The organism is Pseudomonas rhizoryzae, assembly GCF_005250615.1.
GTDB lineage: Bacteria > Pseudomonadota > Gammaproteobacteria > Pseudomonadales > Pseudomonadaceae > Chryseomonas > Chryseomonas rhizoryzae.
The window spans coordinates 79,555-103,514 of sequence record NZ_SULM01000002.1; the positions used below are offsets into that span (position 1 = coordinate 79,555).

The 23,960-nt window shown below is 65.7% G+C and carries 28 protein-coding genes and 1 tRNA gene; 15 read left to right on the forward strand and 14 right to left on the reverse strand.

Annotated elements, in window-relative coordinates; translation table 11 throughout:
- Positions 1-148: 148 nt before the first annotated feature.
- The 4 genes from groL to FAZ11_RS02820 all read right to left on the reverse strand — a co-directional run bounded on the left by groL (position 149) and on the right by FAZ11_RS02820 (position 3,929).
- Positions 149-1,789 carry a chaperonin GroEL gene (gene groL, locus FAZ11_RS02805; RefSeq protein ID WP_058763484.1) on the reverse strand — a complete coding sequence of 547 codons (1,641 nt, stop codon included), beginning with the start codon at positions 1,787-1,789 and terminating at the stop codon, positions 149-151.
- Between the two features lie 39 nt (positions 1,790-1,828).
- A complete protein-coding gene (locus FAZ11_RS02810) occupies positions 1,829-2,122 on the reverse strand; it encodes a co-chaperone GroES (RefSeq protein WP_058763482.1) in 294 nt (97 codons plus the stop codon).
- Between the two features lie 189 nt (positions 2,123-2,311).
- On the reverse strand, positions 2,312-2,770 hold the full coding sequence (locus FAZ11_RS02815; protein WP_058773350.1) for an FxsA family protein: 459 nt from the start codon (positions 2,768-2,770) through the stop codon (positions 2,312-2,314).
- A gap of 151 nt (positions 2,771-2,921) precedes the next feature.
- Positions 2,922-3,929 carry a DUF481 domain-containing protein gene (locus FAZ11_RS02820; protein WP_058773349.1) on the reverse strand — a complete coding sequence of 336 codons (1,008 nt, stop codon included), beginning with the start codon at positions 3,927-3,929 and terminating at the stop codon, positions 2,922-2,924.
- Between the two features lie 225 nt (positions 3,930-4,154).
- Here FAZ11_RS02820 and FAZ11_RS02825 point away from each other — a divergent pair, with 225 nt between their 5' ends.
- Together FAZ11_RS02825 and FAZ11_RS02830 are read left to right on the forward strand one after the other, a co-directional pair.
- Entirely contained in the window at positions 4,155-4,493 is a 339-nt protein-coding gene (locus FAZ11_RS02825; RefSeq protein ID WP_058768256.1) for an MGMT family protein, read from the forward strand.
- A 28-nt stretch (positions 4,494-4,521) separates the two neighbouring features.
- Complete coding sequence (locus FAZ11_RS02830; RefSeq protein ID WP_058763539.1) at positions 4,522-6,237, forward strand: AmpG family muropeptide MFS transporter; 1,716 nt, start codon at positions 4,522-4,524, stop codon at positions 6,235-6,237.
- Between the two features lie 9 nt (positions 6,238-6,246).
- On the opposite strand, the gene FAZ11_RS02835 is transcribed toward FAZ11_RS02830, so the two are convergent.
- Both FAZ11_RS02835 and FAZ11_RS02840 read right to left on the reverse strand, forming a co-directional pair.
- Entirely contained in the window at positions 6,247-7,092 is an 846-nt protein-coding gene (locus FAZ11_RS02835) for a mechanosensitive ion channel family protein (RefSeq protein WP_420849621.1), read from the reverse strand.
- Positions 7,093-7,187: 95 nt separating this feature from the next.
- Positions 7,188-7,667, reverse strand: coding sequence for a YajQ family cyclic di-GMP-binding protein (locus FAZ11_RS02840; protein WP_058763473.1), 480 nt, complete (start codon positions 7,665-7,667; stop codon positions 7,188-7,190).
- A gap of 123 nt (positions 7,668-7,790) precedes the next feature.
- Here FAZ11_RS02840 and FAZ11_RS02845 point away from each other — a divergent pair, with 123 nt between their 5' ends.
- The 4 genes from FAZ11_RS02845 to FAZ11_RS02860 all read left to right on the forward strand — a co-directional run bounded on the left by FAZ11_RS02845 (position 7,791) and on the right by FAZ11_RS02860 (position 12,565).
- Positions 7,791-8,705: a putative 2-dehydropantoate 2-reductase gene (locus FAZ11_RS02845; RefSeq protein ID WP_058773348.1), complete on the forward strand. Its 915-nt coding sequence runs from the start codon at positions 7,791-7,793 to the stop codon at positions 8,703-8,705.
- Positions 8,706-8,909: 204 nt separating this feature from the next.
- Positions 8,910-10,931 (forward strand): sensor histidine kinase, encoded by a 2,022-nt coding sequence (locus tag FAZ11_RS02850; protein ID WP_058768252.1) that lies wholly within the window; start codon positions 8,910-8,912, stop codon positions 10,929-10,931.
- Positions 10,932-10,952: 21 nt separating this feature from the next.
- On the forward strand, positions 10,953-11,513 hold the full coding sequence (locus FAZ11_RS02855) for a cob(I)yrinic acid a,c-diamide adenosyltransferase (RefSeq protein ID WP_058773347.1): 561 nt from the start codon (positions 10,953-10,955) through the stop codon (positions 11,511-11,513).
- Complete coding sequence (locus FAZ11_RS02860) at positions 11,510-12,565, forward strand: hypothetical protein (protein WP_058773346.1); 1,056 nt, start codon at positions 11,510-11,512, stop codon at positions 12,563-12,565. The genes FAZ11_RS02855 and FAZ11_RS02860 overlap by 4 nt, the downstream gene beginning before the upstream one ends.
- Here FAZ11_RS02860 and FAZ11_RS02865 read toward each other — a convergent pair.
- On the reverse strand, positions 12,546-13,397 hold the full coding sequence (locus tag FAZ11_RS02865) for a hypothetical protein (RefSeq protein WP_058773345.1): 852 nt from the start codon (positions 13,395-13,397) through the stop codon (positions 12,546-12,548). The two genes, FAZ11_RS02860 and FAZ11_RS02865, sit on opposite strands and share 20 nt — an antisense overlap.
- A 254-nt stretch (positions 13,398-13,651) precedes the next feature.
- On the opposite strand from FAZ11_RS02865, the gene FAZ11_RS02870 reads away from it, so the two are divergent.
- Positions 13,652-13,948 carry a hypothetical protein gene (locus tag FAZ11_RS02870; protein WP_058763462.1) on the forward strand — a complete coding sequence of 99 codons (297 nt, stop codon included), beginning with the start codon at positions 13,652-13,654 and terminating at the stop codon, positions 13,946-13,948.
- On the opposite strand, the gene FAZ11_RS02875 is transcribed toward FAZ11_RS02870, so the two are convergent.
- Positions 13,924-14,868 (reverse strand): NAD-dependent epimerase/dehydratase family protein, encoded by a 945-nt coding sequence (locus FAZ11_RS02875; protein ID WP_058773344.1) that lies wholly within the window; start codon positions 14,866-14,868, stop codon positions 13,924-13,926. The genes FAZ11_RS02870 and FAZ11_RS02875 overlap by 25 nt on opposite strands.
- 83 nt (positions 14,869-14,951) lie before the next feature.
- Entirely contained in the window at positions 14,952-15,839 is an 888-nt protein-coding gene (locus tag FAZ11_RS02880; RefSeq protein WP_058763458.1) for a LysR family transcriptional regulator ArgP, read from the reverse strand.
- 98 nt (positions 15,840-15,937) lie between these two features.
- Here FAZ11_RS02880 and FAZ11_RS02885 point away from each other — a divergent pair, with 98 nt between their 5' ends.
- Both FAZ11_RS02885 and FAZ11_RS02890 read left to right on the forward strand, forming a co-directional pair.
- Complete coding sequence (locus tag FAZ11_RS02885; RefSeq protein WP_058773343.1) at positions 15,938-16,537, forward strand: LysE/ArgO family amino acid transporter; 600 nt, start codon at positions 15,938-15,940, stop codon at positions 16,535-16,537.
- A gap of 63 nt (positions 16,538-16,600) precedes the next feature.
- Positions 16,601-17,566: a methyl-accepting chemotaxis protein gene (locus FAZ11_RS02890; RefSeq protein ID WP_137279078.1), complete on the forward strand. Its 966-nt coding sequence runs from the start codon at positions 16,601-16,603 to the stop codon at positions 17,564-17,566.
- A gap of 8 nt (positions 17,567-17,574) precedes the next feature.
- On the opposite strand, the gene FAZ11_RS02895 is transcribed toward FAZ11_RS02890, so the two are convergent.
- Entirely contained in the window at positions 17,575-18,189 is a 615-nt protein-coding gene (locus FAZ11_RS02895) for a pseudouridine synthase (protein ID WP_058773341.1), read from the reverse strand.
- Between the two features lie 50 nt (positions 18,190-18,239).
- On the opposite strand from FAZ11_RS02895, the gene FAZ11_RS02900 reads away from it, so the two are divergent.
- Positions 18,240-19,271 carry an MBL fold metallo-hydrolase gene (locus FAZ11_RS02900; RefSeq protein WP_058773340.1) on the forward strand — a complete coding sequence of 344 codons (1,032 nt, stop codon included), beginning with the start codon at positions 18,240-18,242 and terminating at the stop codon, positions 19,269-19,271.
- 4 nt (positions 19,272-19,275) lie between these two features.
- On the opposite strand, the gene FAZ11_RS02905 is transcribed toward FAZ11_RS02900, so the two are convergent.
- On the reverse strand, positions 19,276-19,611 hold the full coding sequence (locus FAZ11_RS02905; RefSeq protein WP_058763449.1) for a protealysin inhibitor emfourin: 336 nt from the start codon (positions 19,609-19,611) through the stop codon (positions 19,276-19,278).
- Between the two features lie 12 nt (positions 19,612-19,623).
- The gene (locus FAZ11_RS02910; RefSeq protein ID WP_058773339.1) at positions 19,624-20,685 is read right to left on the reverse strand and encodes a M4 family metallopeptidase; all 1,062 of its coding nucleotides are present in this window, start codon (positions 20,683-20,685) and stop codon (positions 19,624-19,626) included.
- A 134-nt stretch (positions 20,686-20,819) separates the two neighbouring features.
- Between FAZ11_RS02910 and FAZ11_RS02915 the strand changes: the two genes are divergently transcribed.
- A tRNA-Gly gene (locus FAZ11_RS02915) sits at positions 20,820-20,893 on the forward strand.
- A gap of 516 nt (positions 20,894-21,409) precedes the next feature.
- On the opposite strand, the gene FAZ11_RS02920 is transcribed toward FAZ11_RS02915, so the two are convergent.
- Both FAZ11_RS02920 and FAZ11_RS25300 read right to left on the reverse strand, forming a co-directional pair.
- The gene (locus FAZ11_RS02920; RefSeq protein WP_420849613.1) at positions 21,410-21,685 is read right to left on the reverse strand and encodes a HigA family addiction module antitoxin; all 276 of its coding nucleotides are present in this window, start codon (positions 21,683-21,685) and stop codon (positions 21,410-21,412) included.
- Positions 21,686-21,761: 76 nt separating this feature from the next.
- A complete protein-coding gene (locus FAZ11_RS25300; protein ID WP_420849612.1) occupies positions 21,762-21,881 on the reverse strand; it encodes a hypothetical protein in 120 nt (39 codons plus the stop codon).
- Positions 21,882-22,198: 317 nt separating this feature from the next.
- Here FAZ11_RS25300 and FAZ11_RS02930 point away from each other — a divergent pair, with 317 nt between their 5' ends.
- The 4 genes from FAZ11_RS02930 to FAZ11_RS02945 are packed head-to-tail and all read left to right on the forward strand — an operon-like array spanning position 22,199 to position 23,763.
- Positions 22,199-22,423, forward strand: a complete 225-nt coding sequence (locus FAZ11_RS02930) for a tail protein X (RefSeq protein ID WP_058773337.1) — start codon at positions 22,199-22,201, stop codon at positions 22,421-22,423.
- A 22-nt stretch (positions 22,424-22,445) separates the two neighbouring features.
- Positions 22,446-22,760 (forward strand): phage holin, lambda family, encoded by a 315-nt coding sequence (locus FAZ11_RS02935; protein ID WP_058763537.1) that lies wholly within the window; start codon positions 22,446-22,448, stop codon positions 22,758-22,760.
- Positions 22,757-23,569: an N-acetylmuramidase domain-containing protein gene (locus tag FAZ11_RS02940; protein ID WP_058773336.1), complete on the forward strand. Its 813-nt coding sequence runs from the start codon at positions 22,757-22,759 to the stop codon at positions 23,567-23,569. Before FAZ11_RS02935 ends, FAZ11_RS02940 begins: the two co-directional genes overlap by 4 nt.
- Positions 23,566-23,763 (forward strand): hypothetical protein, encoded by a 198-nt coding sequence (locus FAZ11_RS02945; RefSeq protein WP_058773335.1) that lies wholly within the window; start codon positions 23,566-23,568, stop codon positions 23,761-23,763. Before FAZ11_RS02940 ends, FAZ11_RS02945 begins: the two co-directional genes overlap by 4 nt.
- Positions 23,764-23,960 lie beyond the last annotated feature (197 nt).

Genomic DNA, 23,960 nt, shown 5'->3' on the forward strand with positions numbered 1-23,960 from the left:
CGGCACAGAGCCTACCTGCCACCAGCGACCTCGACCAGCGCAGCAGCGGCGCCCTGGTTGGGAGCACCAGGGATTACCGACCATAAAAAAACCCCGGTGTCCGCGAGGATCACCGGGGTTCGGCTCGGCCCTAGGGCCGGAGCGGCTCTTACATCATGCCGCCCATGCCACCCATGCCGCCCATGTCGGGCATGGCCGGGGCTGCGTCGTCTTTCGGCAGCTCAGCCACGATGGCTTCGGTGGTGATCAGCAGACCAGCGATGGACGAAGCGGCCTGCAGCGCGCTGCGGGTCACCTTGGCCGGGTCGATGATGCCGAATTCCAGCATGTCGCCGTATTCGCCGGTCGCGGCGTTGTAGCCGTAGTTACCGCTGCCCTGCTTGACCTTGTCCAGCACGACGGAGGCTTCGTCACCGGCGTTGGTCACGATCTGACGCAGGGGCGCTTCGACGGCGCGACGCAGGATGTTGATACCGGCGTTCTGCTCTTCGTTGATGCCTTTCAGGTCTTTCAGCGCTTCCAGGGCACGCACCAGGGCAACACCGCCGCCAGGCACCACGCCTTCTTCCACAGCAGCGCGGGTCGCGTGCAGGGCGTCTTCGACGCGGGCTTTCTTCTCTTTCATCTCGACTTCGGTGGCAGCGCCAACCTTGATCACGGCAACACCGCCAGCCAGCTTGGCCAGACGCTCTTGCAGCTTCTCTTTGTCGTAGTCGGAAGAGGTTTCTTCGACCTGGGCACGGATCTGCTTGATACGGGCCTGGATGTCGGCTTCGACGCCAGCGCCGTCGATGACGGTGGTGTTTTCCTTGTTCAGGACCACACGCTTGGCTTGACCCAGGTGCTCCAGGGTGGTGCTTTCCAGGCTCAGGCCGACTTCTTCGGAGATGACGGTGCCGCCGGTCAGGATGGCGATGTCCTGCAGCATGGCCTTGCGACGATCACCGAAGCCGGGCGCCTTGACGGCAGCGACCTTGACGATACCGCGCATGTTGTTGACCACCAGGGTGGCCAGGGCTTCGCCTTCGACGTCTTCGGCGACGATCAGCAGCGGACGACCGGCCTTGGCAACGGCTTCCAGCACCGGCAGCAGTTCGCGGATGTTGGAGATCTTCTTGTCGACCAGCAGCAGCAGCGGGCTGTCCAGCTCGGCGGACATGGTGTCGGGCTTGTTGATGAAGTAGGGCGACAGGTAGCCACGGTCGAACTGCATGCCTTCGACGACGGACAGTTCGTTTTCCAGGCCCGAGCCTTCTTCGACGGTGATGACGCCTTCTTTACCAACCTTCTCCATGGCTTCGGCGATGATGTTGCCGATGCTGTCGTCGGAGTTGGCGGAGATGGTGCCTACCTGGGCGATGGCCTTGCTGTCGGCGCAGGGCTTGGACAGGTTCTTCAGCTCGGCGACGACGGCGGCGGTGGCCTTGTCGATGCCGCGCTTTAGGTCCATCGGGTTCAGACCGGCGGCCACGGACTTCAGGCCTTCGGTAACGATGGCCTGGGCCAGGACGGTAGCGGTGGTGGTGCCGTCGCCGGCCGCATCGTTGGCCTTGGAGGCCACGTCTTTCACCAGCTGGGCGCCGATGTTCTCGATCTTGTCCTTGAGCTCGATCTCCTTGGCGACGGAAACGCCGTCCTTGGTGATCAGGGGAGCACCGAAGCTACGCTCCAGAACCACGTTGCGGCCTTTCGGGCCCAGGGTGGCCTTGACGGCGTCGGCCAGGGTGTTGACACCGGTCAGCAGCTTCTTGCGCGCGGAGTCACCGAATTTGACGTCTTTTGCAGCCATGTTCTGTTTCCTCTAAGAAATTCGAAAAGTGAGCGGGGATCAGCCTTCGATGACGGCCAGGATTTCGGACTCGGCCATGACCAGCAGTTCTTCGCCATCGACCTTGATGGCGTTGCTGCCGGAGTAGGGGCCGAACACCACCTTGTCACCCACTTTCACCGCCGGAGCCCGGACTTCGCCGTTGTCCAGCACGCGTCCAGTGCCTACGGCAACCACTTCACCGCGGTTCGGCTTCTCGGCAGCCGAGCCCGGCAGCACGATGCCGCCAGCGGATTTGGTCTCTTCTTCGCTGCGACGGATCACAACGCGATCATGCAGAGGACGAAGCGCCATTGTCGTATCTCCCAAAGTTCTAAGTGTTTCCAGCGCCGATGACTGCATCGGCAGTTTGTTTTTACCGGCTGCGCCGGGTGCGACCCATCCTCGACGGGACGCGAAACCTGCTCGCCTCGCGGCGACAACCTTGCGGTGTCCGCTACATGAGGTTGTCGCCAGGCATTTCAAGGGTGGCCAGGAAAATTTTTAGTGCTTTTCCTCGTCGCGGCGCACGATCTCGCCCTCGATCACCTCGGGACGATGCGGCGCGGAATGACCAGGCCCCGGCTGGTAGCCCTGGGGACCGGCAGCCCGGCGCGTCACCTGGCCGATCACCGCGCCCAGCAGGGCCTTGCGGGTCACTGGCAGCAGGCAGATGAGCGCCAGGACGTCACTGATGAAGCCCGGAAAGATCAACAGGGCACCGGCGATGGCCATGGTCAGCCCCTGGACCACCTCCTGCTCGGGCATCTGCCCCTGGGCCAGGCGCATGCGGATACGCCAGAGGGTGGTGAAACCGGCGACGCGCAGCAGGGCGACACCGACCAGAAAGCCCAGCAGCAGCAGGGCGAAGGTGGCGAGCACGCCAATTTCGCTGCCGACCTTGATGAGTACGGCCAGTTCCAGAAAGGGGAACAGCAAGAAGAGTAAGGCGGTCACGCGCATCTCGAATCCTTCACGGTAGAAACCGGTTGAATGCTTAGAGATGGAGGCGTCCGCGACGATTTCAAGGTGATCGTCACGGACCGTACGCCTGCGAAAAGGCCGCGAAAATCGCGGCCTTGACGGTTTGGCTGACGCCTAGCGAAACATGACGTTACCAGGAGACGCCGACGCCGGCGGTGTACTCGGTCTGGTTGACGTTGCCCTCGGCGCCGCTGGTGAACTCCTTGGACGCCTTGAGGTTCAAGGATGCCCAGTTGGTCACCTTGTATCTCAGGCCGATGTCGCCGTCGAAGGTCAGGTCGGCGGTATTGTCCAGCGGCCGGCCGATTTCGCCGTTGGTGAAGAACTGGACGGTCTGACCGTAGAGATAACGGTTGTAGTCCCACTTCATGCTCGCCGAGAGGAAGCTGCTGGAGCCGCCATCGCGATACTCGTAGCGGTTCTGGTTGAGCAGGCCGGTGAGCGAGAAGGCGCCCAGTTCGTTATCCCAGAACTGGTAACCCGGACCGGTACCTATGATGCGCTGTTTGGCCAGATCCTGAATCCAGTCGCGCTTATATTCGGCGCGGCCCTGCCAGAAGAATTTCTCGTCGAAGAAGCGATCCAGGGCGTACTGCAGGTCGTACTTGTTGATCGACACCACGTCGTCGGCTTCGTAGCGGTCATAGCTGCCGTTGGCATTGTGCCGCCACATGCCGTGCCGGGCCTGGGTCCGGAAGTCGATGTCGTACTTTTCGCTGTCCTGGGACGAGTTGATGTAGTCCAGGCCGGCATCGATGTTGCCTTTCCAGGCGAAGTCGCGCAGGAAGGGACGCGGGGTGACGATCTGGGTGATGCTCGCCAGGGGCACGGTCTGCGCGCCGTCGGCGGTGGTGACCACCACCTCGCCGTCATTGGCCGGCTTGAGGCTTTCCACGGGGAAGTCAGGCTCGTACTTGCCACGCTGGACGATGACCGGCTTGTCGCGCTGCAGGGTCTTGATCTTGTCCCAAGCCAGGGGAATGTTGCCACCGTACTCGGTCTGCAGCAGCAGCTTCTTGCTGTCGAGCAGCTTGATGGAGCCGGTCAGGCGGTCGCCATTCTTGAGCCAGACCGTGTCGGCATGGGCGAAAGAGGCGAGTGACAACAGCGCGAGCGAGGTAAGGAATCGAAAACGCATGGGCACCAGGACACCTTGAGTAGAAAGGTAACGAAACGAGAGGGCGCGATTATCCGGGTGGCAGAGCCCGACGCAACCGTTACTGAGTAAAAGTTGAGCAAGTTTCCAGAAATACCGCCCAGAGGTCGGACAGACTTGAAGAAAGCGGCAAGCGAACCTCTTTCCGCCCCACTGTAACCAAATTTTTCGGCACACTGGCACTCTCATCCAGGGCATCGAGGTGTCATGAGCGAATCCTCTCCTCCCGATCCACGTCGCCAGGCGGTCTTCCAGGTCCTGGCCGCCATTCCCACCGGGCGGGTGGTCAGCTACGGCCAGTTGGCGGAACTCGCCGGTCTTGGGCGGGGCGCACGCTGGGTGGGCTGGATGCTGGGACGCTTGCCGGAGGGCAGCGCCCTGCCCTGGCACCGCGTGATCGCGGCGGATGGACGGCCGAGCCTGAGCCAAGATAGCGCTTCGGGACGGGAGCAGCGCGAGCGCCTGCGCGCCGAAGGTGTGATGTTGCACGAGGACCGGGTGGACATGCGTCGGTACCGGTGGAATCCAGCTGAGAGTGTCGAGTAGAGTGCGCGTTTTTTCCGAGCCCAAGGGCATGTTTGCACGTTTCTGGCGTGAAGCCGTCACCACCTATAAGTCCAAGGCCTGCCTGGCCCTGCTGCTGCTGGGTTTCGCCGCGGGCTTGCCGGCGATGCTGGTGTTCTCCACCCTCTCCGTCTGGCTGCGCGAAGCCGGGGTGAGCCGCGAGACCATCGGCTATGCCAGCTGGATCACCCTGGCCTATGCCTTCAAGTGGGTGTGGTCGCCCATGCTCGACCTGTGGAAGCTGCCGCTACTCGGCCGACTCGGCCGGCGGCGTTCCTGGCTGGTGCTGTCCCAGGTCGTGGTCGGCCTGGGCCTGGTGGGCATGGCGCTGTGCAATCCACAGCAGCACCTGGAGCAGTTGATCGCCCTGGCGGTCCTGGTGGCCTTCGCCTCGGCGACCCAGGACATCGCCGTGGATGCCTATCGCCTGGAGATCGCCGGCGACGAACGCCAGGCAGCGCTGGCCGCCTGCTACATGACCGGCTATCGCATCGCCGCCCTGCTCGCCAGCGCCGGCGCGCTGTTCCTCGCCGAGGAGCTGGGCTCGTCCAAACTGGACTACAGCCAGAGCGCCTGGGCCACCACCTATCTGCTGTTCGCCCTGCTGGTAGTGCCCAGCCTGATCACCAGCCTGCTGATCCGCGAGCCCGAGCAGGTGGCACCGCTGGCCATGGCCGAATCCCCCTTCGGCTTCAATCACCAACTGGTGGCGGTGGCGCTGCTGCTGGTGATGCTGATTTCCATCCCCGCGGCGATCAACGCCATGATCGCCCAGGCCTGGCCGCGCGCCCTGCTCTATACGCTGTTCATCGTGGGCATCCTCTCGCCCTGGGGGCGCTACTGCACCCGCCCGCTCAGTGACCTGCTACGCCGGGTACGCGAGCCCATGCGCCTGCGCGACGCCGCCAATGCCGAGGAAGTACCGCGCTTCGATTTCGTGCACCAGATGGTCTCGGTGATCCTGCTCATCGTGCTGCTGGTGGCGGTTCCCGGCGCCCTGTCGGCCTATGCCGGCGGCTACTGGCCACGCGGCCTGATGTACAGCCTGATCGCCTGGGGCTGCCTGTGCGCCCCCGGTCGCCGCCTGATGGCGCCGGTGCTGACCCCGATCACCGAGTTCATCCAGCGCTACCAGTGGCAGGCCCTGCTGCTGCTCGGGCTGATTTCCACCTATCGACTGTCAGATACGGTGATGGGAGTGATGGCGGGGGTGTTCTACATCGACGTCGGCTACAGCAAGGAAACCATCGCCAGCGTGAGCAAGGTCTTCGGGGTGTTCATGACCCTGCTGGGCGCCGGCCTGGGTGGCGTCCTGATCACGCGCATCGGCATCCTGCCCATCCTCTTCATCGGCGGCGCCGCTTCGGCGTTGACCAATCTGCTGTTCGTGATGATCGCCTCCACCGGTGCCAACGTGCCGCTGCTGATCGCCACCATCTGTGCCGACAACATCAGCGGTGGCATGGCCACCTCGGCCTTCGTCGCCTATCTGTCGAGCCTGACCAACCTGAGGTTCTCGGCGACCCAGTACGCCATGCTCAGCTCGCTGATGCTGCTGTTGCCGCGGCTACTGGGCGGTTATTCGGGGGCCATGGTGGAGCATGTCGGCTATAGCTCCTTCTTCTCGCTGACCGCGCTCATGGGGGTTCCGACCCTATTGCTGATCGCGCTGCTCTGGCTGCGCCAGCGGCGCGATCCCGCCGTCGTCAAGACCGGCGGGACTTGAGCGGGAAACTCAGGCGCTGGGGCTGGACTCGGCGCGCGGATCGGCAGCGGGCGCGGTATTGGCGAAATGCACCACCCGCTGAGGGAAGGGAATGCCGATGCCGACCGCGCCAAGGCGGTCGCGGACTTGCTCATTGAGCATGAACATCATCGGCCAGTAGTCGCCACTGTCGGTCCAGAATCGCAGCGACAGGGTGATGGCGCTGTCGCCCAGCGCCGAGACCACTACCTCCGCAGCCGGATCGCGGTGCACCCGCGCATCTTCCGCCAGCGCCAGCAGGACTGCGCGGCCCTGCTGCAGATCGGCCTCGTAATCCACGCCCACGTCGAAGATCACCTTGCGCTTGGGCTGGCGCGAGTAGTTGGTGATGATGCCGTTGGACAGGTTGCCGTTGGGAATGGTGACGGTCTTGTTGTCCCCGGTCAGCAGGATGGTGTGGAAGATCTGGATGGAATTCACCGTGCCCAGCACACCCTGGGCCTCGATGAATTCTCCGACGCGGAAGGGGCGGAAGGTCAGGATCAGCACCCCGCCCGCGAAGTTCGACAGGCTGCCCTGCAGCGCCAGGCCCACGGCCAGACCGGCCGCACCGATGATGGCGACGAAAGAGGTCGTGGCGATGCCGATCATGGACGCCGCGCTGACCGCCAGCAGGATCTTGAGGATGATGCTGACCAGACTGCCGACGAAACTCAGCAACGCCGGATCGGCGCCATGGTGCGCCGCCAGGCCGCTCGCCTTGCCCGAAATCTTGTTGATCAACCACCAGCCGATGGCCAGGGTCAGCAGCGCCAGCAGTACCCGACCGGAATACTGCAGGACAATGGGAAGCCAGCCCGCGGTCAGTGCCAGCAGGTGGTTGTATTGATTTTCGATATCCAAACGGGGTCTCCTGTTACCTCTTCGAGCGAGGGTCGCCGCGCCAGGGGGCGACCCTAAAGGGAGTCAGCTCAGTCGCGGAAGTTCTGGTATTGCAACGGCATGCCCAGCGACTGGCCACGCAGCAGGGCGATGACTTCCTGCAATTCGTCGCGCTTCTTGCCGGTGACGCGCACCTGCTCGCCCTGGATGGCGGCCTGGACCTTGATCTTGCTGTCCTTGATCAGGGCGACGATCTTCTTCGCCAGCTCCTTGTCGATACCCTCGCGCAGGGTGGTCTCCTGCTTCACGGTCTTGCCGGAGGCGTAGGCGTCCTTGACCTCCAGGCACTGGACGTCGATCTTGCGCTTGGCCAGGTTGACCTTGAGGATCTCCAGCATCTGCTCGAGCTGGAAGTCGGCTTCGGCGGTCAGGGTCACGGTCAGGTCCTTGGCTTCGAAGCTGCCCTTGCCGCGCAGGTCGTAGCGGCGATCGAGGTCCTTGATGGCGTTGTCGACGGCGTTGGTGACTTCGTGCTTGTCCAGCTCCGATACCACGTCGAAGGAAGGCATGAGTTTTCTCCTGGGTTGCGATGGGGCAGCCTTGACGCTGCAGCCTGACCGACCATTATAACGACTGGCCCTCTTCCTCAGGAATCCGACCATGCGCAAGGAATCGACGTTGGAGTCACACTCGTGAGCTGGCATGTGCTAGGCGCCGGCAGCCTCGGCGGCCTCTGGGCCGCGCGCCTGTTTCGCGGTGGCGAACCGGTGCGGCTGATCCTGCGCGATCGCACGCGCCTGGCGCAGTACCGCGCCAAGGGCGGCCTGCACCTCACCGAGGGCGAGATCACCAGCCTCTATCCGCTGCCCGCCGAAACGCCCGAGGCGGGCAATCCGATCCGCCGGCTGCTGCTGGCCTGCAAGAGCTACGACGCCGAGGAAGCCATCGCCAGCGTCGCCGCGCGCCTGGAGCCGGAGGCCGAGATCCTGCTGTTGCAGAACGGCCTCGGCAGCCAGGACGCGGTGGCGGCGCGGGTGCCGCGGGTGCGTTGCCTGAGGGCCAGCACCACCGAGGGCGCCTTTCGCGAGACCGATTTCCACGTGGTGGCGGCCGGCGCTGGCCAGACCTGGATCGGCGACCAGCTCGGCACCCAGGCGCCGCCACCCTGGCTGGACACCCTCGCCGCGCTGGGTATTCCCGTGCACTGGACGGACGATATCGATGCCCGCCTGTGGCGCAAGCTGGCGATCAACTGCGCCATCAATCCGCTGACCGTGCTGCACCGCTGTCGCAATGGCGAGTTGCGCGGCCATGCCGCGGAGGTGGCGGCGCTGTGCGATGAACTCGCCGCCCTGCTGGAAGCCATGGGACTCGCCCCGGCGGCCCAGGGGTTGCAGCAGGAGGTCGAGGCGGTGATCGCCGCCACCGCCAACAACAGATCCTCCATGCTGCAGGACGTGGAGCGTGGCCAGCGCACCGAGGTGAGCTATCTGCTTGGCCATGCCCTGCCGATCGCCGAGCGGTTGCGCCTACCGATGCCGCACCTTGCGGACGTCCACCAGCGTCTGCAGGTCCGACTCGCGGAGCGCGGATTGCCCGTGGACTGAGTGTGGTGTTTCAGAAGTTAACTACACAATCTTGGCGGCGCTTTTTTGGCCGGAGCTGCGTTGCCACTTCTCGCCATAGCCCTGCTATGACTCGTCGCGGCGCCTTGCCCCTACCAAAAAATCACTCGCCAATTCTTGCGCGAACTTCTAAAACACCACACTAGCGGGCTACCCTGCCCGTCCCCTCGCTGGAACGGCTGCCCCATGATCCTCGCCAAACGCCTGAAGAATCTCCCGGTCGGCCGTAAGTTGCTGGCCGCCCTGCTGGTGATGATGGTCGCGGTGCTGGTGGTGGCCAACGTGACCTTCATCAGTGCGGCCTACTGGATTTCCCAGGAAAGCGTCGCACCCCAGGCCTTGCAGACCCTCGGTCGGCTATTCGCCAGTCCGGTGCTGAGTCGCGAGGTGCTGGCTTCGCCGGCGGAATCCCAGGCGCAGCTGCGTCTGCTCGACGGCTATGCCCCGCTGCGCCTGGCGGTGGTCTACGACAGCCAGGGCCAGCGCCTGGCTGAGTTGCACAACGGCGATCGCCTGCAAGTCCCCGAGCGTTTCGACGAGCTGCAGACCTGGCGCCTACGGGAATTCCGTACCAATCTGCTGGTGGAGCTCCCCCATCCGGGGAGTCCGCCTGGTCACCTGCTGCTGGTGGCCAGCAGCGAGCTACCGGGAGCCTTCTACCGCGGCACCCTGACCGCCAGCCTGGCCATCCTGACCTTCAGTATCCTGCTTTGGCTGGTGGTGGCGCGGCAGATCAAGCGACTCATCACCCTGCCGATCCGCGAACTGGAAGAACTCTCGCGCCAGGTGACCCGCGAAGAGAACTACTCGTTGCGCGCCAGCAAGGGCAGCGAGGACGAACTGGGTCGCCTGGCGGAATCCTTCAACACCATGCTTGGCCGCATCCAGGGCCGCGAGCAGCAACTCAAGCGCGCCCGCGACGACGCCCAGTACGCCGTGCTGCAGGCGCAGAGCCTGGCCGAGGAAACCCGCCGCTCCAACCGCAAGCTGGAGCTGGAGGTGCAGGTCCGCGGCAAGATCGAGAAGAAACTCACCGGTTTCCAGAACTACCTCAACAGCATCATCGACTCCATGCCCTCGGCGCTGATCGCCGTGGACGAGCAGTTCTACGTCACCCAGTGGAACCAGGAAGCCACCCACCTCTCCGGCACCCAGCTGGACGAGGCGCTGAACCAGCCGGTGTTCCTCGCCTTCCCCTCACTCAAGCCCTTCCTGCCGCAACTGAGCCGCACCGCCGAACTCCTGCGGGTGGAAAAGGTGGAGCGGGTGACCTGGGCACTGACCGATACCCCGCGCCACTACACCCTCACCTTCTACCCGCTGATGGGCGGCGCCGGTCGCGGCGTGGTGATCCGTATCGACGACATCACCCAGCGGCTGAACATGGAAGAGATGATGGTGCAGTCGGAAAAGATGCTTTCGGTGGGGGGCCTGGCGGCCGGCATGGCCCACGAGATCAACAATCCGCTGGGCGCCATCCTGCACAACGTGCAGAACATCCGCCGCCGGCTGTCGCCGGAATTGCCGAAGAACCTGGAGCAGGCCGCCGAATCCGGCGTCGAACTCAACGCGGTGAACTGCTACCTGGAAAGCCGCCAGATCCCCCGCCTGCTCGACGGCATCCACCAGGCCGGCAGCCGCGCGGCCAAGATCGTCAGCCACATGCTCGCCTTCAGCCGCCGCAGCAATCGCAAGATGGAAGCCAGCGAATTGCCGCCGCTGATCGACCAGGCCATCGAGATCGCCGGCAACGACTTCGACCTGGCCGAGGGTTTCGACTTCCGCACCCTGTCCATCATCCGTGAATTCGATCCGGCGCTGGGCCCGGTGCCGGTGATCGCCAACGAACTGGAGCAGGTGCTGCTCAACCTGCTGAAGAACGCCGCCCAGGCCATCCACCTGCGCGACGACGAAGAGGAAGGCGAATACGGCCGCATCACCCTGCGCACCCGGTTGCGTGGCGGCTGGGCGGAGATCCAGGTGGAGGACAACGGCATCGGCATTCCCGAGGACATCTGCAAACGCATCTTCGAGCCCTTCTTCACCACCAAGGAAGTGGGCCAGGGCACCGGGCTAGGGCTGTCGGTGTCGTACTTCATCATCACCAACAACCACAAGGGGCAGATGGAGGTGCATTCCACGCCCGGCGTAGGGACCTGCTTCACCCTGCGCCTGCCCCTCGTTCAGGCCGACTTCGACGCGGCCTAGGACCTGACCAGGAGCTACGCCATGGGTTTTCGCCTCACCGAGATCTACACCCGCCAGGGCGACGCTGGCGACACCGGCCTCGCCGACGGCAGCCGGGTGCCCAAGGACCATCCGCGCATCGAGGCCATCGGCGCGGTGGACGAACTCAACAGCGCCCTGGGCCTGCTGCTCGCCGAACTGGCCGACGATGAGCGGCTGGCCGAGGTGAGCGCTGTCCTGGCGCCCTGCCAGCACCGGGTGTTCGACCTGGGCGGCGAATTGGCCATGCCCAGCTACCGTGCCCTGCAGGCGACCGAGATCGAGCGGCTGGAACAGGTCATCGACGGCTGGAACGCCGAGCTGGGGCCGCTGGAGAATTTCATCCTGCCTGGCGGCTCCCGCGCCGTGGCCCAGGCCCATGTCTGCCGTACCCTGGCGCGCAGCGCCGAGCGCCGCTGCCGTAGCCTGCATGCGGTGGAGCCGCTGGAAGGCCAGGGCTTGCCCTATCTCAATCGCCTGTCCGACCTGCTGTTCGTCGCGGCGCGCATCGTCGCCCGGCGCCAGGGCGTGAGCGAGGTGCTCTGGCAGGCCGCGCGACCATGAGCGCGCCTGCGGCACCACCCGCGCGCCGCCATGAGGGCCTGCTCGCACTCTGGGACGGCCTGATCCTGATCCTGGTCTGCGTGAACCTGGCGCTGATCCTGTTCGACAGTCTCTATGCCCTGGACCCGCTCAATCGCGCCCTCGCCGCATCGCTGCCAGGCTTTCACGCCTTCTATGGCGAACGCATCCACGCCCACTTCACCAGCATCGACCTGGTGTTCGTCGCCTTCTTCATCGCCGACGTGCTGCTCGGTTGGCTGGTGGCGGTGGTCGAGCGGCGCCATGCGCGCTGGTATCACTATCCTTTCATCCATTGGTACGACGTGCTCGGCTGCATCCCGCTGGGTGGCTTCCGTCTGTTGCGGGCGTTGCGCATCATCTCGCTGCTGCTGCGCCTGCAGCGCCTGGGGCTGATCGACATGCGCCACTGGCGGCCCTACCGCCTATTCAACCACTACTACCAGTTGCTCATGGAGGACCTGTCGGATCGGGTGATGATCAAGATCTGCGGCGAGTTGCAGGACGAATTGAATACCCGCGACGACTTCTCCCAAAGCGTGATCGACCGCGTTCTTCGCCCGCGCAAGCAGCGACTCATCGATGGCATGGCGCTACGCATCCAGGCGATGGTGGAACAGGGCTATACCCAGAATCGCACCACCCTGGAGCGATTGGTGGGCGATGTCGTAAAGCGTGCGCTGGACGACAACCCCGATCTCGCCCGCCTCAAGCGCCTGCCCATGGGCGACCGCCTGGCCGACACCCTGGACGGGGTGCTCACCGATATCGTCAACGGCCTGGTCCGCGAAGCGGCGGCGAGTCTGCGCACCCGGGATTTTCGCGCCCTGGCCAGCCGCCTGGCCGATCACGGCTTCGACCAGAGCCTGCCCAGCGGCGCCCAGGACAGCGCCCTGGACGAGGTGCTGGTGGAGATCCTCGAGGTGTTCAAGCAGAAGGTGCTGCAGCGCCGGCTCGACCAACTCGATGGCGAGCTCTGGCCGCATGAGTGGCAGCGCAGCGAGATAGATCCGATCAACGCGCCACGGAGCTGATCTGCTGCTGCAGGTTCTGTACCTGGCTCTGCAGGGTGGTGATGTTTCTCGTGGTCTGCAGGCGGAAGGCGTCGAATTCCTTGCTGTCCGGGCCGACCGGACGGGCGTCGAGTTCACTGCGCAGCACCAGCAGGTCCTGCTGGATGTCGCCCAGCGACTGGCTCTGAGCGCTCGGCTTCTTGAGCGCGGCGATATCCGCCTGCAGCGCCTTGTTCTGCGCCGTCAGGCTGGCGACCTGCTCCTCCAGAGAGTTGGCACGCGCCAGGCCAGTCTTCAGCGCAGCCTGCTCGTCGGCCAGGGTCTTGAGGCGGCCGTCCACCGAGCCACTGCCGTTCTGCACCGTCTCCAGCGCGGTGGCGAGGTCTTGCAGGCGATTGTCCTGGGCTTGCTGGTTATCCGCGACTCCCTGCTGCTGGCGACTGAGTTCAGCGACCTTGGTCTGTAGCGTCTTGACCTGCAGCAGCAAGGCTTCGCGGCTGGTGGTGCCCGAGGACTCGCTCTCCACCAGCTTGCCGGAGATATCCCTCAGGCGGCCCTGGGCGTCCTCGCTGATACGGGCGAAGTTTTCCTGGGTGGCCACTACCTGGTCCTGCATCAGCACCAATTGCTGATGGCTCCACCAGGCGACACCGGCCAGCGCCAGGGTCAGGGCGGCGACCAATACCCACAGCGGCGCCGTGGAAGGCCCGCGCCGGGCCGGGCGGACATGGCCGACGGGCTCGCGATAGGGTTCGTCGTCACCGTCGGTCGGCCGCCGACTCAAGGGGCGATCGTCACGTTCCGGCTTCAGACTCGGCACGTTATCCATTTCATCGAGAAGATCGTTGCGCATGGCAGACCTATGACCAGGGGCGAAAGACAAAATCGCGGCCAGTATAGCGGTCGTCACCCCGGGTGCGAGGTAGCCGACCGCCGCTTTCGTATCGGGATCGTGCACCGAAACTCACACTGCGTCGATATCAATGCGCCATCACGGCGCACAGGGAACATCGCCGATCGGAAAAACCTGAGTTCTGCTTGGGTTTCGCCAGCTGGTATGTGACTTGCTTCACACAAGTCATTCTCATCCGTTGGAGGTCAGTCAGCATGGAATACAGCAAAGCGTACTTCGATTGCCTTACCGCCCTACGCCGCCAACTGCGCAAGGAACAGGATCTGACGATTCGTCTCGACGAGACCGATGCCATCCCCCGGATGCTGGTGGCCAGCTTGCGCTCCAGCGAGGCCGAGACCCGCGAGCTGGGCGAGCGGCTGGCCGCGCTCAGCGGCGTGCAACTGCCCGCTGAATTGCCGCGGCCGGCCCTGGAGATCCAGGAGTCAGGCTTCGTCAGCCGTGAATTCCTGGCGTCCGCCAATCGCTACGTCGGCCCGCTCCGCGGCTGACGTCCACGCGGGCGATACTCCTCCAGCGCGGCCCAGGAACTGGCCTCGGGACGATAACCGAAGGCGTCCTGGGCGGCGCGGATGTCCAGGGTGAAGGGGCTGTCCAGCAGCTCGGGCCAAGGCGACTCGTGGCGCGGGGTGCGTAGCCGGGCATAGAGATGGCGGGGATCCAGGGCCTTGGCCTCGGCCACGGGCGGCAACTCGAAGCGCCGCAGCAGGAAGTTGATGGCGTCCCAGCACACCAGCGGCTGGCCATCGCTGAGGTTGAACACCTTGCCAGTGGCCGTCGCCGGCTGCTCCAGCAATAGCGTCACCAGCGCCTGGCGCAGATTGGTCGCACTGGTGAAGTCCCACCGATTGAGGCCATTGCCGCGCCGCCAGAGCTGCTTGGCCCGGGCGCGTTCGAGCAGCCAACGCGCCCACTCCCGATCGGCCAGGCCCAGTACCTGGGCCGGACGCAGCACCGTCACCTGCGGACCGAACTCGCCGGCGGCCAGGGCCAGGCGTTCCAGTTGCAGGCGCCGCTGGGCCTCGCTGCCGCGCGGCTTGGCCGGTGCCTGGTCTTCCTTGAGCGCCTCGCCGCCTCTTTCGTAGACTCGGGCAGACGACACGTAGACGAATTGGGCGACCCGCTGCTGCAGGCAGGCCTCGATCAGCACATGGCCCTGGGCCAAGGCCGCGGCGGTCGGTACGCCGGCCACATCGGCGCAGTGGGCTATGGCGTCGATGTCGTCACACAGCGCCACCACCTGCTCGGGCTGGTCGAGCAAGGCCGGGCGATACTCGGCGCCACGCTCGACCAGGGCATCCAGGGTCGCGCCGGGACGGCCGTGTACGCGCACCAATTGGCCGCGGTCGAGCAGATCGCAGGCCAGGCCGGCACCGAGGGCTTCGCTGGCGCCCGTGATCAAGATACGCATGTTGCTGGGATTCCCTGAAAAGACCACGGTCGCGGCAGTGGCGACCGGTGGCGCAGTGTAACCAAAGCCCTGCGCCCGTGCCGCTAGTCGCGCACCAGCCACTCGCCCGCGCTCCGCTCCAGGTGCCGGGTCAGGGCCTGCAGAGGCGTACCGCCGTTACGCCAGTGATGCCAGAACAGCGGCACGTCCACCCAATGACCGGGCGCCAGATCCACCAGTGCCCCCCTCGCGCGGGCGGCGGCGCTCTGGATATCCGGCAGCAGGCCCCAGCCGATACCGTTCAGGGTCAGTTGCAAAAAGCCCTCGGCGGACGGACAGAGGTGGTAGTCGAACGGCTGGGTGACGCCAAGTTGTTCGAGGTAGCGGTGCTGCAAGCGATCGTCCGGGCCGAAGACTATGGCCGGCGCTCGTGCCAGAGCCTGTGCATCCGGCAACTCGGCGAGGTGTCGGGCACAGAAGGCGGGACTGGCCAGGGCACGATAGCGCATGGCGCCCAGGGCACTGACCCGGGCGCCGGCCAGGGGTTGGCCACTGGCGCACAGACAGGCCGCCACCTCGCCTGCGCGCATGCGGCGCAGCACCACGTCCTGGTCTTCCACCACCAGATCCAGCAGCACGGCCTGCTGCGTCACCCAAGGCCCCACCGCGGCGGCCCACCAGGTCGCCAGGCTGTCGGCATTGAGGGCAATGCGCAGCCGTTGCGGCGCGTCCTCGGCCAGACCGGGTACCTCGCTGCCCAGATCAGCCTCCAGCAGCCGCACCTGCTGGATATGACGCAGCAGGCGCAAACCCGGAGCGGTGGGCTGGGGCGGTGTCTCGCGAACCAGCACCGCCTGGCCGACCCGGGCCTCGAGCAACTTGATGCGCTGGGAGACCGCCGATTGCGATAGCCCCAGACGCCGCGCGGCGCGCTCGAAGCCGCCCTCTTCCACCACCACGGCCAGGGCTTCGAGCAATTTGTAGTCGATCATCGATTTAGCTAATGCTGCATTAGGAATATTGGTTTTTCTTATACCCGCAAACCCGGCAAGGTGGCAGCCACTCCACGACCACGGCACCTCTTCGCGTAATGAACAGCTACTTCACCGGCCTGCTGACCATGGCCAGTCTCATCATGGCGCTGGGCGCCCAGAACACCTACCTGCTGGCCCAGGGGCTGCGGCGCGAGCATCACCTGGCCATCGCCGCCTTCTGCCTGACCTGCGACGTGGTGCTGGTGGCCGCGGGCGTCCTGGGCCTGGCCGCGCTGATCCAGCACAGCCCGCTGCTGGTGGCTATCCTGCGCTGGGGTGGCGCGGCCTTCCTGCTCTGGTACGGCGTCCAGGCCCTGCGCCGGGCCTGGCGACCGGCGGCCCTGAGTAGCCTGGAAGCAGCCAATCCACGCAGTCGTCGCCAGGCCCTGCTCGCCGCCGCCGCGGTGTCCCTGCTCAATCCCCACGTCTATCTGGACACGGTGCTGCTGGTGGGCTCCCTGGGCAGCCAGCAGGCCGCGCCCCTGGCCTACGTGTTCGGCGCCGCCACCGCCTCCATGCTGTGGTTCTTCGGCCTCGCCCTGGGCGCTGCCTGGGCCGCGCCCTATCTGGCCCGCCCGACTGTCTGGCGATTGATCGATCTGCTGGTGGCGCTGGTGATGTTCGCCGTTGCCGGGCAACTGTTGGCCTCGGCCTAAATACTAGCCTTCGGCGGGTGGGCGCCCTAAGCTGCGGCTCTGCCCCTCTCGTCGAGACGTCCCATGCTCTTCGCCCGCTCGCTCCGCAGCCAGAGCCTGCTCCTGTTCGGCGGCAGTCTGCTGCTGATGCTGCTGATCGCCCTGGCCGGCTTCGCCCTGCTGTCCCGCGAGCTGCAGCGCTACCAGGCGCTGATCGAAGGCCCGCTGGAGCGGTTGGCGGAGATCGACGACACCCAGCTGATCTTCAAGATCCAGGTGCAGGAGTGGAAGAATTTCCTGCTGCGCGGCGGCGATCCGGAAACGGCCACGCGCTACTGGCAGGCCTTCCTGACCCGCGAGGCAGAGGTCGATCAGCGCCTGCAGCAACTGGTCGCCACGCTCGCCCCGGACCTGCAGCCGCGCGTTGCGGCCCTACGTGCCCAACATACTCGCCTGGGCGAGCGCTACCGCGCCGGGCAGGCGGCCTATCTCGCGCACGGCCGCAACCCGCAAGCGGGCGATGCCGAGGTCCGCGGTATCGACCGGGACACCGCCGACGCCTTCGCCGCGCTGGTCTACGAACTGCACGGACGCACCCAGGTCGAGATCGCCACCATCCGCGCCGAAGCCCAGCGCGACATCCTGCTGGGCGGCCTGGCGCTGCTACTCTGTGGCGTTGGCTTGCTGTTCCTCGGCGTGCGTCTGGTGGAACGCCGGCTGGTCGATACCCTGGTAGCCTGTGCCCGGCAACTGGACCTGCTGGCCCGCGGTCGCTTCGGCGAGCGCCTGGCCAACGGCCGGGATGACGAACTGAGCCGCCTGACCCACAGCACCAACCTCTTGCGCGACGCCGCCGTGCAGCATACTCATGACTTGCGCAACCAGGCATCCGAGCTCGGCGCCCTGAGCGCCCTGCTGGCCAGCCAATTGCTGACCGAGCCGGGCCAGCCGCCGCGCCCCCTCGAACCGCAGACGCTCAAGGACATCAGCCGACGGCTGACGGACGTCGCCCGGGATCTGCAGGACGCCGCCAGCCAGCGGCAGGACTGAGCGCCAAACTATAAGGACGCCGGCACCTCGCGCCATTGCCCCGGCGCCAGGTCGTCCAGCGTCCAGGGACCGATACGGACCCGCACCAACCGCAGGGTGGGCAAACCAACGGCGGCCGTCATACGCCTTACCTGGCGATTGCGCCCTTCGCGGATGGTCAGCTCCACCCAGGCGGTGGGTACGCTCTTGCGAAAACGCACCGGTGGATCGCGCTCCCAGAGTACGGGTGGCTCGGCCAACAGCCGCGCCTCGGCCGGCAGGGTGGGGCCGTCGTTGAGCTCCACGCCCTGCCGCAGGCGCTGCAGTTGCTCTTCGGTAGGCGTGCCTTCGACCTGTGCCCAATAGGTCTTGGGCAGCTTGTGCTTGGGATCGGCGATGCGCGCCTGCAGCTGGCCATCGTTGGTCAGCAACAGCAGCCCTTCGCTATCACGGTCCAGGCGGCCGGCGGGATAGACCCCCGGAACCGCGACGAAGGCCTTGAGCGTCGCCCGGCCATCGGCGTCGGCGAACTGGGTGAGTACATCGAAGGGTTTGTTGAGCAGCAGGAGTCGCGGCTCGGGCGGCGGCGCCTTGGCCTGGCGGCGGGGCCGGGGGCCGGCAGCGGAACGAGGATTTCGCGGCATGGATAGCTAGGAGGTAAGCTGGGCCGTCCAGTCTAATCGTCCGAGGTCCCATGCGCATCTTTCGTCCGCTGTGGCTGATCCACCTCCTGACCTTGGCCGGTTGTGCCTCGTCGGCCTACGAAGGCCCGCGCTCCGACCACTTCGACGGTGAGCGCTTCTATAACCTGGCGCCACGCGAAGACAAGAGCCTCTGGACGCTGCTCAAGTGGCAGTTCACCCGGACCCGTCCGCAGTGGACCTGGCAGGACGGCCCGGCCGTGCCGACGCGTCCCCTACCGCGCGTCGAGGGTAGCGAGCTGCGGGTGACCTTCGTCAACCACGCCACCCTGCTGATCCAGCATGAGGGTCTCAACATCCTCACCGATCCGGTATGGTCGGAGCGGGTCAGCCCCTTCACCTTCATTGGCCCGAAACGCTATCACGCCCCTGGCGTCGCCCTGGACGACCTGCCGCCGCTGGACCTGATCTTCGTCAGCCACAGCCACTACGATCATCTGGACCTGGCGACCCTGAGGCGCCTGGCCGAGCGCTCGCCGCTAACGCCAGTGGTGACGCCCCTGGGCAATGGCGAGCTGATTCGTCGCGAGACCGGCTTCGTCAGGGTCGAGGAGCTGGACTGGTGGCGGAGCGTGCCGCTCAAGGAAGGCCTAAGCCTACATCTGGTGCCAGGCCAGCACTGGTCGGCGCGCAGTCGCTTCGATACCAATCGCCGGCTCTGGGGTGGCTTCGTCCTGGAGGCACCGGCGGGACCGATCTATTTCGCCGGCGATACCGGTTGGGGGCCGCATTTCGCCCAGATCCGCGAGCGCCTGGGCGCGCCGCGCTTTGCTGCTATACCTATCGGTGCCTACGAACCGCGCTGGTTCATGAAGGACAGCCATCTCAACCCGGACGATGCCGTGCGCGCCCATCAGGTATTGGCAGCCGGTAGCAGCCTCGGCATCCACTTCGGCACCTTTCCGCTCAGCGATGAAGAGCAGTTCGCGCCACCCCGCGACCTGGCACAGGCGCGTGCGCTGCATGGTCTGGCGGATGCGGACTTTCGCACGCCGGTGCCGGGCGAAGTCTGGTCGGTACCCTGAGCGGCTACTCCACCAATCCCTTGTCCCAGAGGCGCACCAGCTCACTGGGCGCACGATCTTCAGGGATCAGCAGGGTCAACTCGTCTTCCTGCTCGGTGGGCTGCGGGCGGAAGCGCAGCTCCACCTTGAAATAGCGCTGATCACCCCGCCCGACCTGGGTCGGCTCGCCGGATTCCGGCAGGCAGCGTTCCAGCACCGAACAGATCCGCCCGCGTTGGGCGCTGTCGTACTGGCCGAATTCGATCTCCCGCGGCTTGCTCAGCGCATGCAGGGGGGCGAAGCCACCCTGTCGCGAGAGTCGCACCACGGTGTCCTTGCCCAGCGGGGGTAATTCGCGCATCGCCGTGCTCCTTTAACTCAGGGTAACGCCCACACCGGCCCAGGCTTCTTCGACGGCTCGTACCTCTGCCGACTCCGCTCCGAAGCGCCGACCGGCATTGGACACCGTCAACCGGGCAAAGGCGGGGAAGTCCGCATCGTTGGCCAGGCGGCTATCACAGAGGGTGTCGTACCAGATCGGCCCGGCCTTTTCCCAGGCATAGCCGCCCAGGGCCACCGCCGCCAGATAAAAGGCCCGGTTGGGAATGCCCGAATTGAGATGGACGCCGCCGTTGTCTTCACGGGTCTCTATGTAGTCGCGCATATGGCCGGGCTGGGGGTCCTTGCCCAGGGTGGGATCGTCGTAGGCCGTACCGGGCTCGGCCATGGACCTCAGGCCCTTGCCCTGGATACGCTCGGTGAGCAACCCGGCGCCGATGATCCAGTCCGCCTCGGCGGCGGTCTGCTTCAGCTGGTACTGCTTGACCAGGATGCCGAAGACATCGGACACCGATTCGTTCAGTGCGCCGGACTGATTGAAGTACACCAATCCCGCCTCGCTCTCGGTGACGCCATGCGCCAATTCATGGGCGATGACGTCCAGGGCGATGGTGAAACGATTGAAGATCTCGCCGTCGCCATCGCCGAACACCATCTGCTCGCCGTTCCAGAAGGCGTTCTGGTACTCCTGGCCGTAATGGACGGTACCGGCGAGCGGCAGGCCCTGGCCATCGATGGAATTGCGGCCGAAGACTTCGTAGAAGAAGGCGAAGGTGGCGCCAAGGTAGTCGTAGGCCTCGTCCACCGCCACATCGCTGACCGCCGCCTGCCCTTCCTGGCGCACCAGTCGCCCCGGCAGCTGCATGGCGTTACCGGCGTCGAAGATGCTGCGTTGCGGACTGGCATCATCGGTACGCGGCAGCGGCCCGACCGGTGCCTGGCGCACCCCCGGCCGACCGGGATTGTGCAACAGGCTCTGCACATGGCTCAGCGTGGTCAGGGCGCAGGAACGCTGGTGTTCGTCGCCATGATCGATGATGCGGCCCAGAATGTAGGGAGGAATGACTCCCTGGATGGTGCCTTGGTTGCGAGACATGCGCGCCCTCCTCCTCTGGGGGACAGGGTCCCCGATCACCGCAGCGTGCGGCCTCTGTTTTCTTGGACCGCAAAACAACCAGACGACTCCCGCCTCTTCACCCCGGCGCCGGCTTCTGGTACAAAGCACCCCACGCGGGCGTCGTATAATGGCATTACCTGAGCTTCCCAAGCTCATGACGAGGGTTCGATTCCCTTCGCCCGCTCCAGATTTCATGCGGCTTTCAGCGGGTGAAAGCCGGTCGCCAGGCAAGCTGGTGACAGTTTTGGTGACAGTTGGCATCCAGCGCTGCACCCTTCTCTACATCCCCTCCTCCCTACTAATAGCCCCTTTTTAGTGCCGGGCCAGGGGTTGGCGTTACCGCCGTTACCCGCCTCTCGAAAATCTTTGTACGCCTTGGCGTAGCTGGCTTTCAGCCGTTCGTCGTGGCTGTTCCCTGACCGTTATCCAAGGTTCTGTAGTAACAAAATAGACTGTTACTCAAGATTCCTCAGAACCCCTCTGGCAAGCGGCTTCGCATCTGCAGAACGGTCGCGGGAACGCTGACGGAACGGCTCGGCGGCGAGGTCTAGAAGCCAGGCCAGACGCGGCCTGCAGCCCAAATCGACGCGGCATCGGAACGCCGGTAACGGCGTGCGTAACCCCTACCCCTATCCCGACAAGATCCTCAGGCATAGAAAAGCCCCTGACAGCCCGACGCTGTCAGGGGCTTTTGCATTACGGCTCAGGCGGCGGCGATGCGCTCGACCGCCGGCTGCTCGGCCTGTTCGGCCTGCCACTGGTCGTAGGCAGCCTGCATCGACAGCCAGAAACGCGCGGTGGACAGACCGGCACGCTCCAGGCGCACAGCGAGCTCGGCGCGGATCGGCTTGCGGCCGTGTACCACGCCGGACAGGTAGACGCGGCTGAAATGCAACCGGCGGGCGGCCTCGGCGATCTTGATCGGGGTTTCCTCGAGCACCGTCTGCAGAACGGCGCCGGGATGCGGGTGGTTGTGCATGGCCATGAGCCTCCTAGTGGTAGGCGAGATAGTCGAGCCATTCGGTGTCGGCGCCGTCGAAGCGAAAGATCACCCGTCAGTTGCCACTGATGGACAGTGACCAATAGCCGGCCAGGTTGCCCTTGAGCGGATGCAGGCGAAACTCAGGCATGTCGATCTCTTCAGGCGTCGCGGCCTGATCCAGTATCCCCAGCACCAGGCTTAGCCGCTTCGCATGGGCCGCCTGTATGCCCCGGTACTGCCGGTCTCGAAGACGGCTTTCCGGCCCTTGTGCTTGAAGGTCTCAGCCGTCGGCAAGGTGTAATCCTTTGGATTACACCCGGAACTACCCCTCGTGCTGCTGCTTGTCCCCCTCAGACCTACAACCCCCGCGCGTTGTCGCGCTGTGGCTGTCGTTCGACCATGCCTGAAACCTTCGCCCCGATGCCGCGAGACCACCGGCACGGTCGATCCCACCCCTTTCCCCGGCCCGTTCTCCCATCCGAACCGGCCGCGACCCGAGGAGCTGCGCTGATGACCACCGTCCTGCGTACCCAGCAAGGCGACACCCTGGATCTCGTTTGCCTGCGGCACTACGGCTACACCCGCGGCGTCACCGAGGCCGCCCTCGACTACAACCCAGGCCTGGCCGAGCTCGGCCCGGTCCTGCCCATCGGCACCCCCGTCACCCTGCCAGACGTCCCCACCACGGCCACCGCCGGCACCGCCGTGCAACAGCCGGTGAACCTCTGGGATTGATCCCATGCGCGAGAAACCCGACATGCCCGACCGTCCCGATACCTGGGCCTTCCTGATCGCCTGGTTCCAGGACCACTGGCCTTCCTTCTATGCCGGCCTGATCGGCACGGGCGTCGCGGCCCTGCGCGTCGCCTACGGCGGCGGTACCTGGCGCCAGATGCTGCTGGAGGCGCCGCTGTGCGGCCTGATCACCGTCAGCGCCTGCGGCGGCTTCGAACTGTTCAGCCTGTCCAGCACCACGGCGCCCTTCTTCGGCGGGGTCATCGGCCTGCTCGGCGTCGAAGGCGTGCGCAAGCTGGCCGATCGCTATCTCGACCGCAAGGTGGATCTGCAATGAGTGCGGCCCCGTCACTGCGCCAGGGCGACCAGGGCCCGGCGGTGCAAGCCCTGCAGCAGGCCTTGGCCACCCAGGGTTTCGCGCTCGTCGAAAGCGGCACCTTCGACACGACGACCCTGGCCGCCGTCCAGGCTTTCCAGCGGCGGGCCGGCCTGCCGGCGGACGGTCTCGCCGGTCCGCGCACCCTGGCCGCGCTGGGTGCAGCTGCGGATCACCGCCAGTTGGCCCGCGCCGATCTGCAGAACGCCGCCACCACCCTGGCCGTCCCCCTGGCAGCCGTCCAGGCGGTCACCGAGGTCGAATCCCGTGGCAGCGGCTTCCTGGAAGACGGCCGCCCGGTGATCCTTTTCGAACGTCATGTCTTCTATGCCCGCCTGGTGGAGCGTCGCGGTCGTGCCACGGCCGAATTGCTGGCCCGGGACTATCCCAACCTGGTCAATCCGCAACCGGGGGGCTATGGCAACGGCACCAGCGAATGGCAACGGCTCACCCTGGCGCGCCAGCTCGACGAGAACCTGGCGCTGGAATCAGCCAGTTGGGGCCTGTTCCAGATCATGGGTTACCACTGGCAGACCCTGGACTATGCCGACATTCAGGACTTCGTCGCCCGGATGACGAGCGGCGCGGCCGCGCAGTTGGAGGCCTTCGTGCGCTTCCTGCGCGCCCAGCCGGGGCTGCTGCAGGCTCTGCGCACCGGCAAATGGGCGGACTTCGCCCGCGGCTACAACGGCCCCGGCTATGCCCGCAATCTCTACGACATCAAGCTGGCGCGCGCCTTCGCCCGCTACCAAGCGGAGTCCGCTCGATGAGCCACGACCCGCAGCGCCCCGCCTACGACGGCGACGTCTTCGTCCTGCCGGCCGGTGCTTCCCTGGAAGACGCCGAACGTCTGGCCGAGACCATCCAGCGCGCCAGCCCCGGGGTCAAGGCCATCGTGGTGGTCGGCGATCCCCGCCACCTGGACCGCGCGGCGCTCGGCCACGCCGGCTGGCAGGCGCTATGAACCTGCTGGCGGCACGCCTGCTCGGCGCCCTGGCGCTGCTGGTCGGCTGCGTCCTGCTCGGCCTGTTGCTGCATGCCCAGCAATTGCGCCTGCAACTGGTCGGCGCCGAACGCGACAGCGCCCGCCAGGCCGCCGGCACGGCCCAGACCGAACTGCGCCAACTGCAGCAGGTGCTGGACCAGCAGCGCGCCGCCCAG

What these genes read in the sequence shown, in the direction of transcription:
- groL (WP_058763484.1), bottom strand. Translation starts at nt 1,789, where the DNA reads ATGGCTGCAAAAGACGTCAAATTCGGTGACTCCGCGCGCAAGAAGCTG.
- FAZ11_RS02810 (WP_058763482.1), bottom strand. Translation starts at nt 2,122, where the DNA reads ATGGCGCTTCGTCCTCTGCATGATCGCGTTGTGATCCGTCGCAGCGAA.
- FAZ11_RS02815 (WP_058773350.1), bottom strand. Translation starts at nt 2,770, where the DNA reads ATGCGCGTGACCGCCTTACTCTTCTTGCTGTTCCCCTTTCTGGAACTG.
- FAZ11_RS02820 (WP_058773349.1), bottom strand. Translation starts at nt 3,929, where the DNA reads ATGCGTTTTCGATTCCTTACCTCGCTCGCGCTGTTGTCACTCGCCTCT.
- FAZ11_RS02825 (WP_058768256.1), top strand. Translation starts at nt 4,155, where the DNA reads ATGAGCGAATCCTCTCCTCCCGATCCACGTCGCCAGGCGGTCTTCCAG.
- FAZ11_RS02830 (WP_058763539.1), top strand. Translation starts at nt 4,522, where the DNA reads ATGTTTGCACGTTTCTGGCGTGAAGCCGTCACCACCTATAAGTCCAAG.
- FAZ11_RS02840 (WP_058763473.1), bottom strand. Translation starts at nt 7,667, where the DNA reads ATGCCTTCCTTCGACGTGGTATCGGAGCTGGACAAGCACGAAGTCACC.
- FAZ11_RS02850 (WP_058768252.1), top strand. Translation starts at nt 8,910, where the DNA reads ATGATCCTCGCCAAACGCCTGAAGAATCTCCCGGTCGGCCGTAAGTTG.
- FAZ11_RS02855 (WP_058773347.1), top strand. Translation starts at nt 10,953, where the DNA reads ATGGGTTTTCGCCTCACCGAGATCTACACCCGCCAGGGCGACGCTGGC.
- FAZ11_RS02860 (WP_058773346.1), top strand. Translation starts at nt 11,510, where the DNA reads ATGAGCGCGCCTGCGGCACCACCCGCGCGCCGCCATGAGGGCCTGCTC.
- FAZ11_RS02865 (WP_058773345.1), bottom strand. Translation starts at nt 13,397, where the DNA reads ATGCGCAACGATCTTCTCGATGAAATGGATAACGTGCCGAGTCTGAAG.
- FAZ11_RS02870 (WP_058763462.1), top strand. Translation starts at nt 13,652, where the DNA reads ATGGAATACAGCAAAGCGTACTTCGATTGCCTTACCGCCCTACGCCGC.
- FAZ11_RS02875 (WP_058773344.1), bottom strand. Translation starts at nt 14,868, where the DNA reads ATGCGTATCTTGATCACGGGCGCCAGCGAAGCCCTCGGTGCCGGCCTG.
- FAZ11_RS02880 (WP_058763458.1), bottom strand. Translation starts at nt 15,839, where the DNA reads ATGATCGACTACAAATTGCTCGAAGCCCTGGCCGTGGTGGTGGAAGAG.
- FAZ11_RS02885 (WP_058773343.1), top strand. Translation starts at nt 15,938, where the DNA reads ATGAACAGCTACTTCACCGGCCTGCTGACCATGGCCAGTCTCATCATG.
- FAZ11_RS02890 (WP_137279078.1), top strand. Translation starts at nt 16,601, where the DNA reads ATGCTCTTCGCCCGCTCGCTCCGCAGCCAGAGCCTGCTCCTGTTCGGC.
- FAZ11_RS02895 (WP_058773341.1), bottom strand. Translation starts at nt 18,189, where the DNA reads ATGCCGCGAAATCCTCGTTCCGCTGCCGGCCCCCGGCCCCGCCGCCAG.
- FAZ11_RS02900 (WP_058773340.1), top strand. Translation starts at nt 18,240, where the DNA reads ATGCGCATCTTTCGTCCGCTGTGGCTGATCCACCTCCTGACCTTGGCC.
- FAZ11_RS02905 (WP_058763449.1), bottom strand. Translation starts at nt 19,611, where the DNA reads ATGCGCGAATTACCCCCGCTGGGCAAGGACACCGTGGTGCGACTCTCG.
- FAZ11_RS02910 (WP_058773339.1), bottom strand. Translation starts at nt 20,685, where the DNA reads ATGTCTCGCAACCAAGGCACCATCCAGGGAGTCATTCCTCCCTACATT.
- FAZ11_RS02920 (WP_420849613.1), bottom strand. Translation starts at nt 21,685, where the DNA reads ATGCACAACCACCCGCATCCCGGCGCCGTTCTGCAGACGGTGCTCGAG.
- FAZ11_RS02930 (WP_058773337.1), top strand. Translation starts at nt 22,199, where the DNA reads ATGACCACCGTCCTGCGTACCCAGCAAGGCGACACCCTGGATCTCGTT.
- FAZ11_RS02935 (WP_058763537.1), top strand. Translation starts at nt 22,446, where the DNA reads ATGCCCGACCGTCCCGATACCTGGGCCTTCCTGATCGCCTGGTTCCAG.
- FAZ11_RS02940 (WP_058773336.1), top strand. Translation starts at nt 22,757, where the DNA reads ATGAGTGCGGCCCCGTCACTGCGCCAGGGCGACCAGGGCCCGGCGGTG.
- FAZ11_RS02945 (WP_058773335.1), top strand. Translation starts at nt 23,566, where the DNA reads ATGAGCCACGACCCGCAGCGCCCCGCCTACGACGGCGACGTCTTCGTC.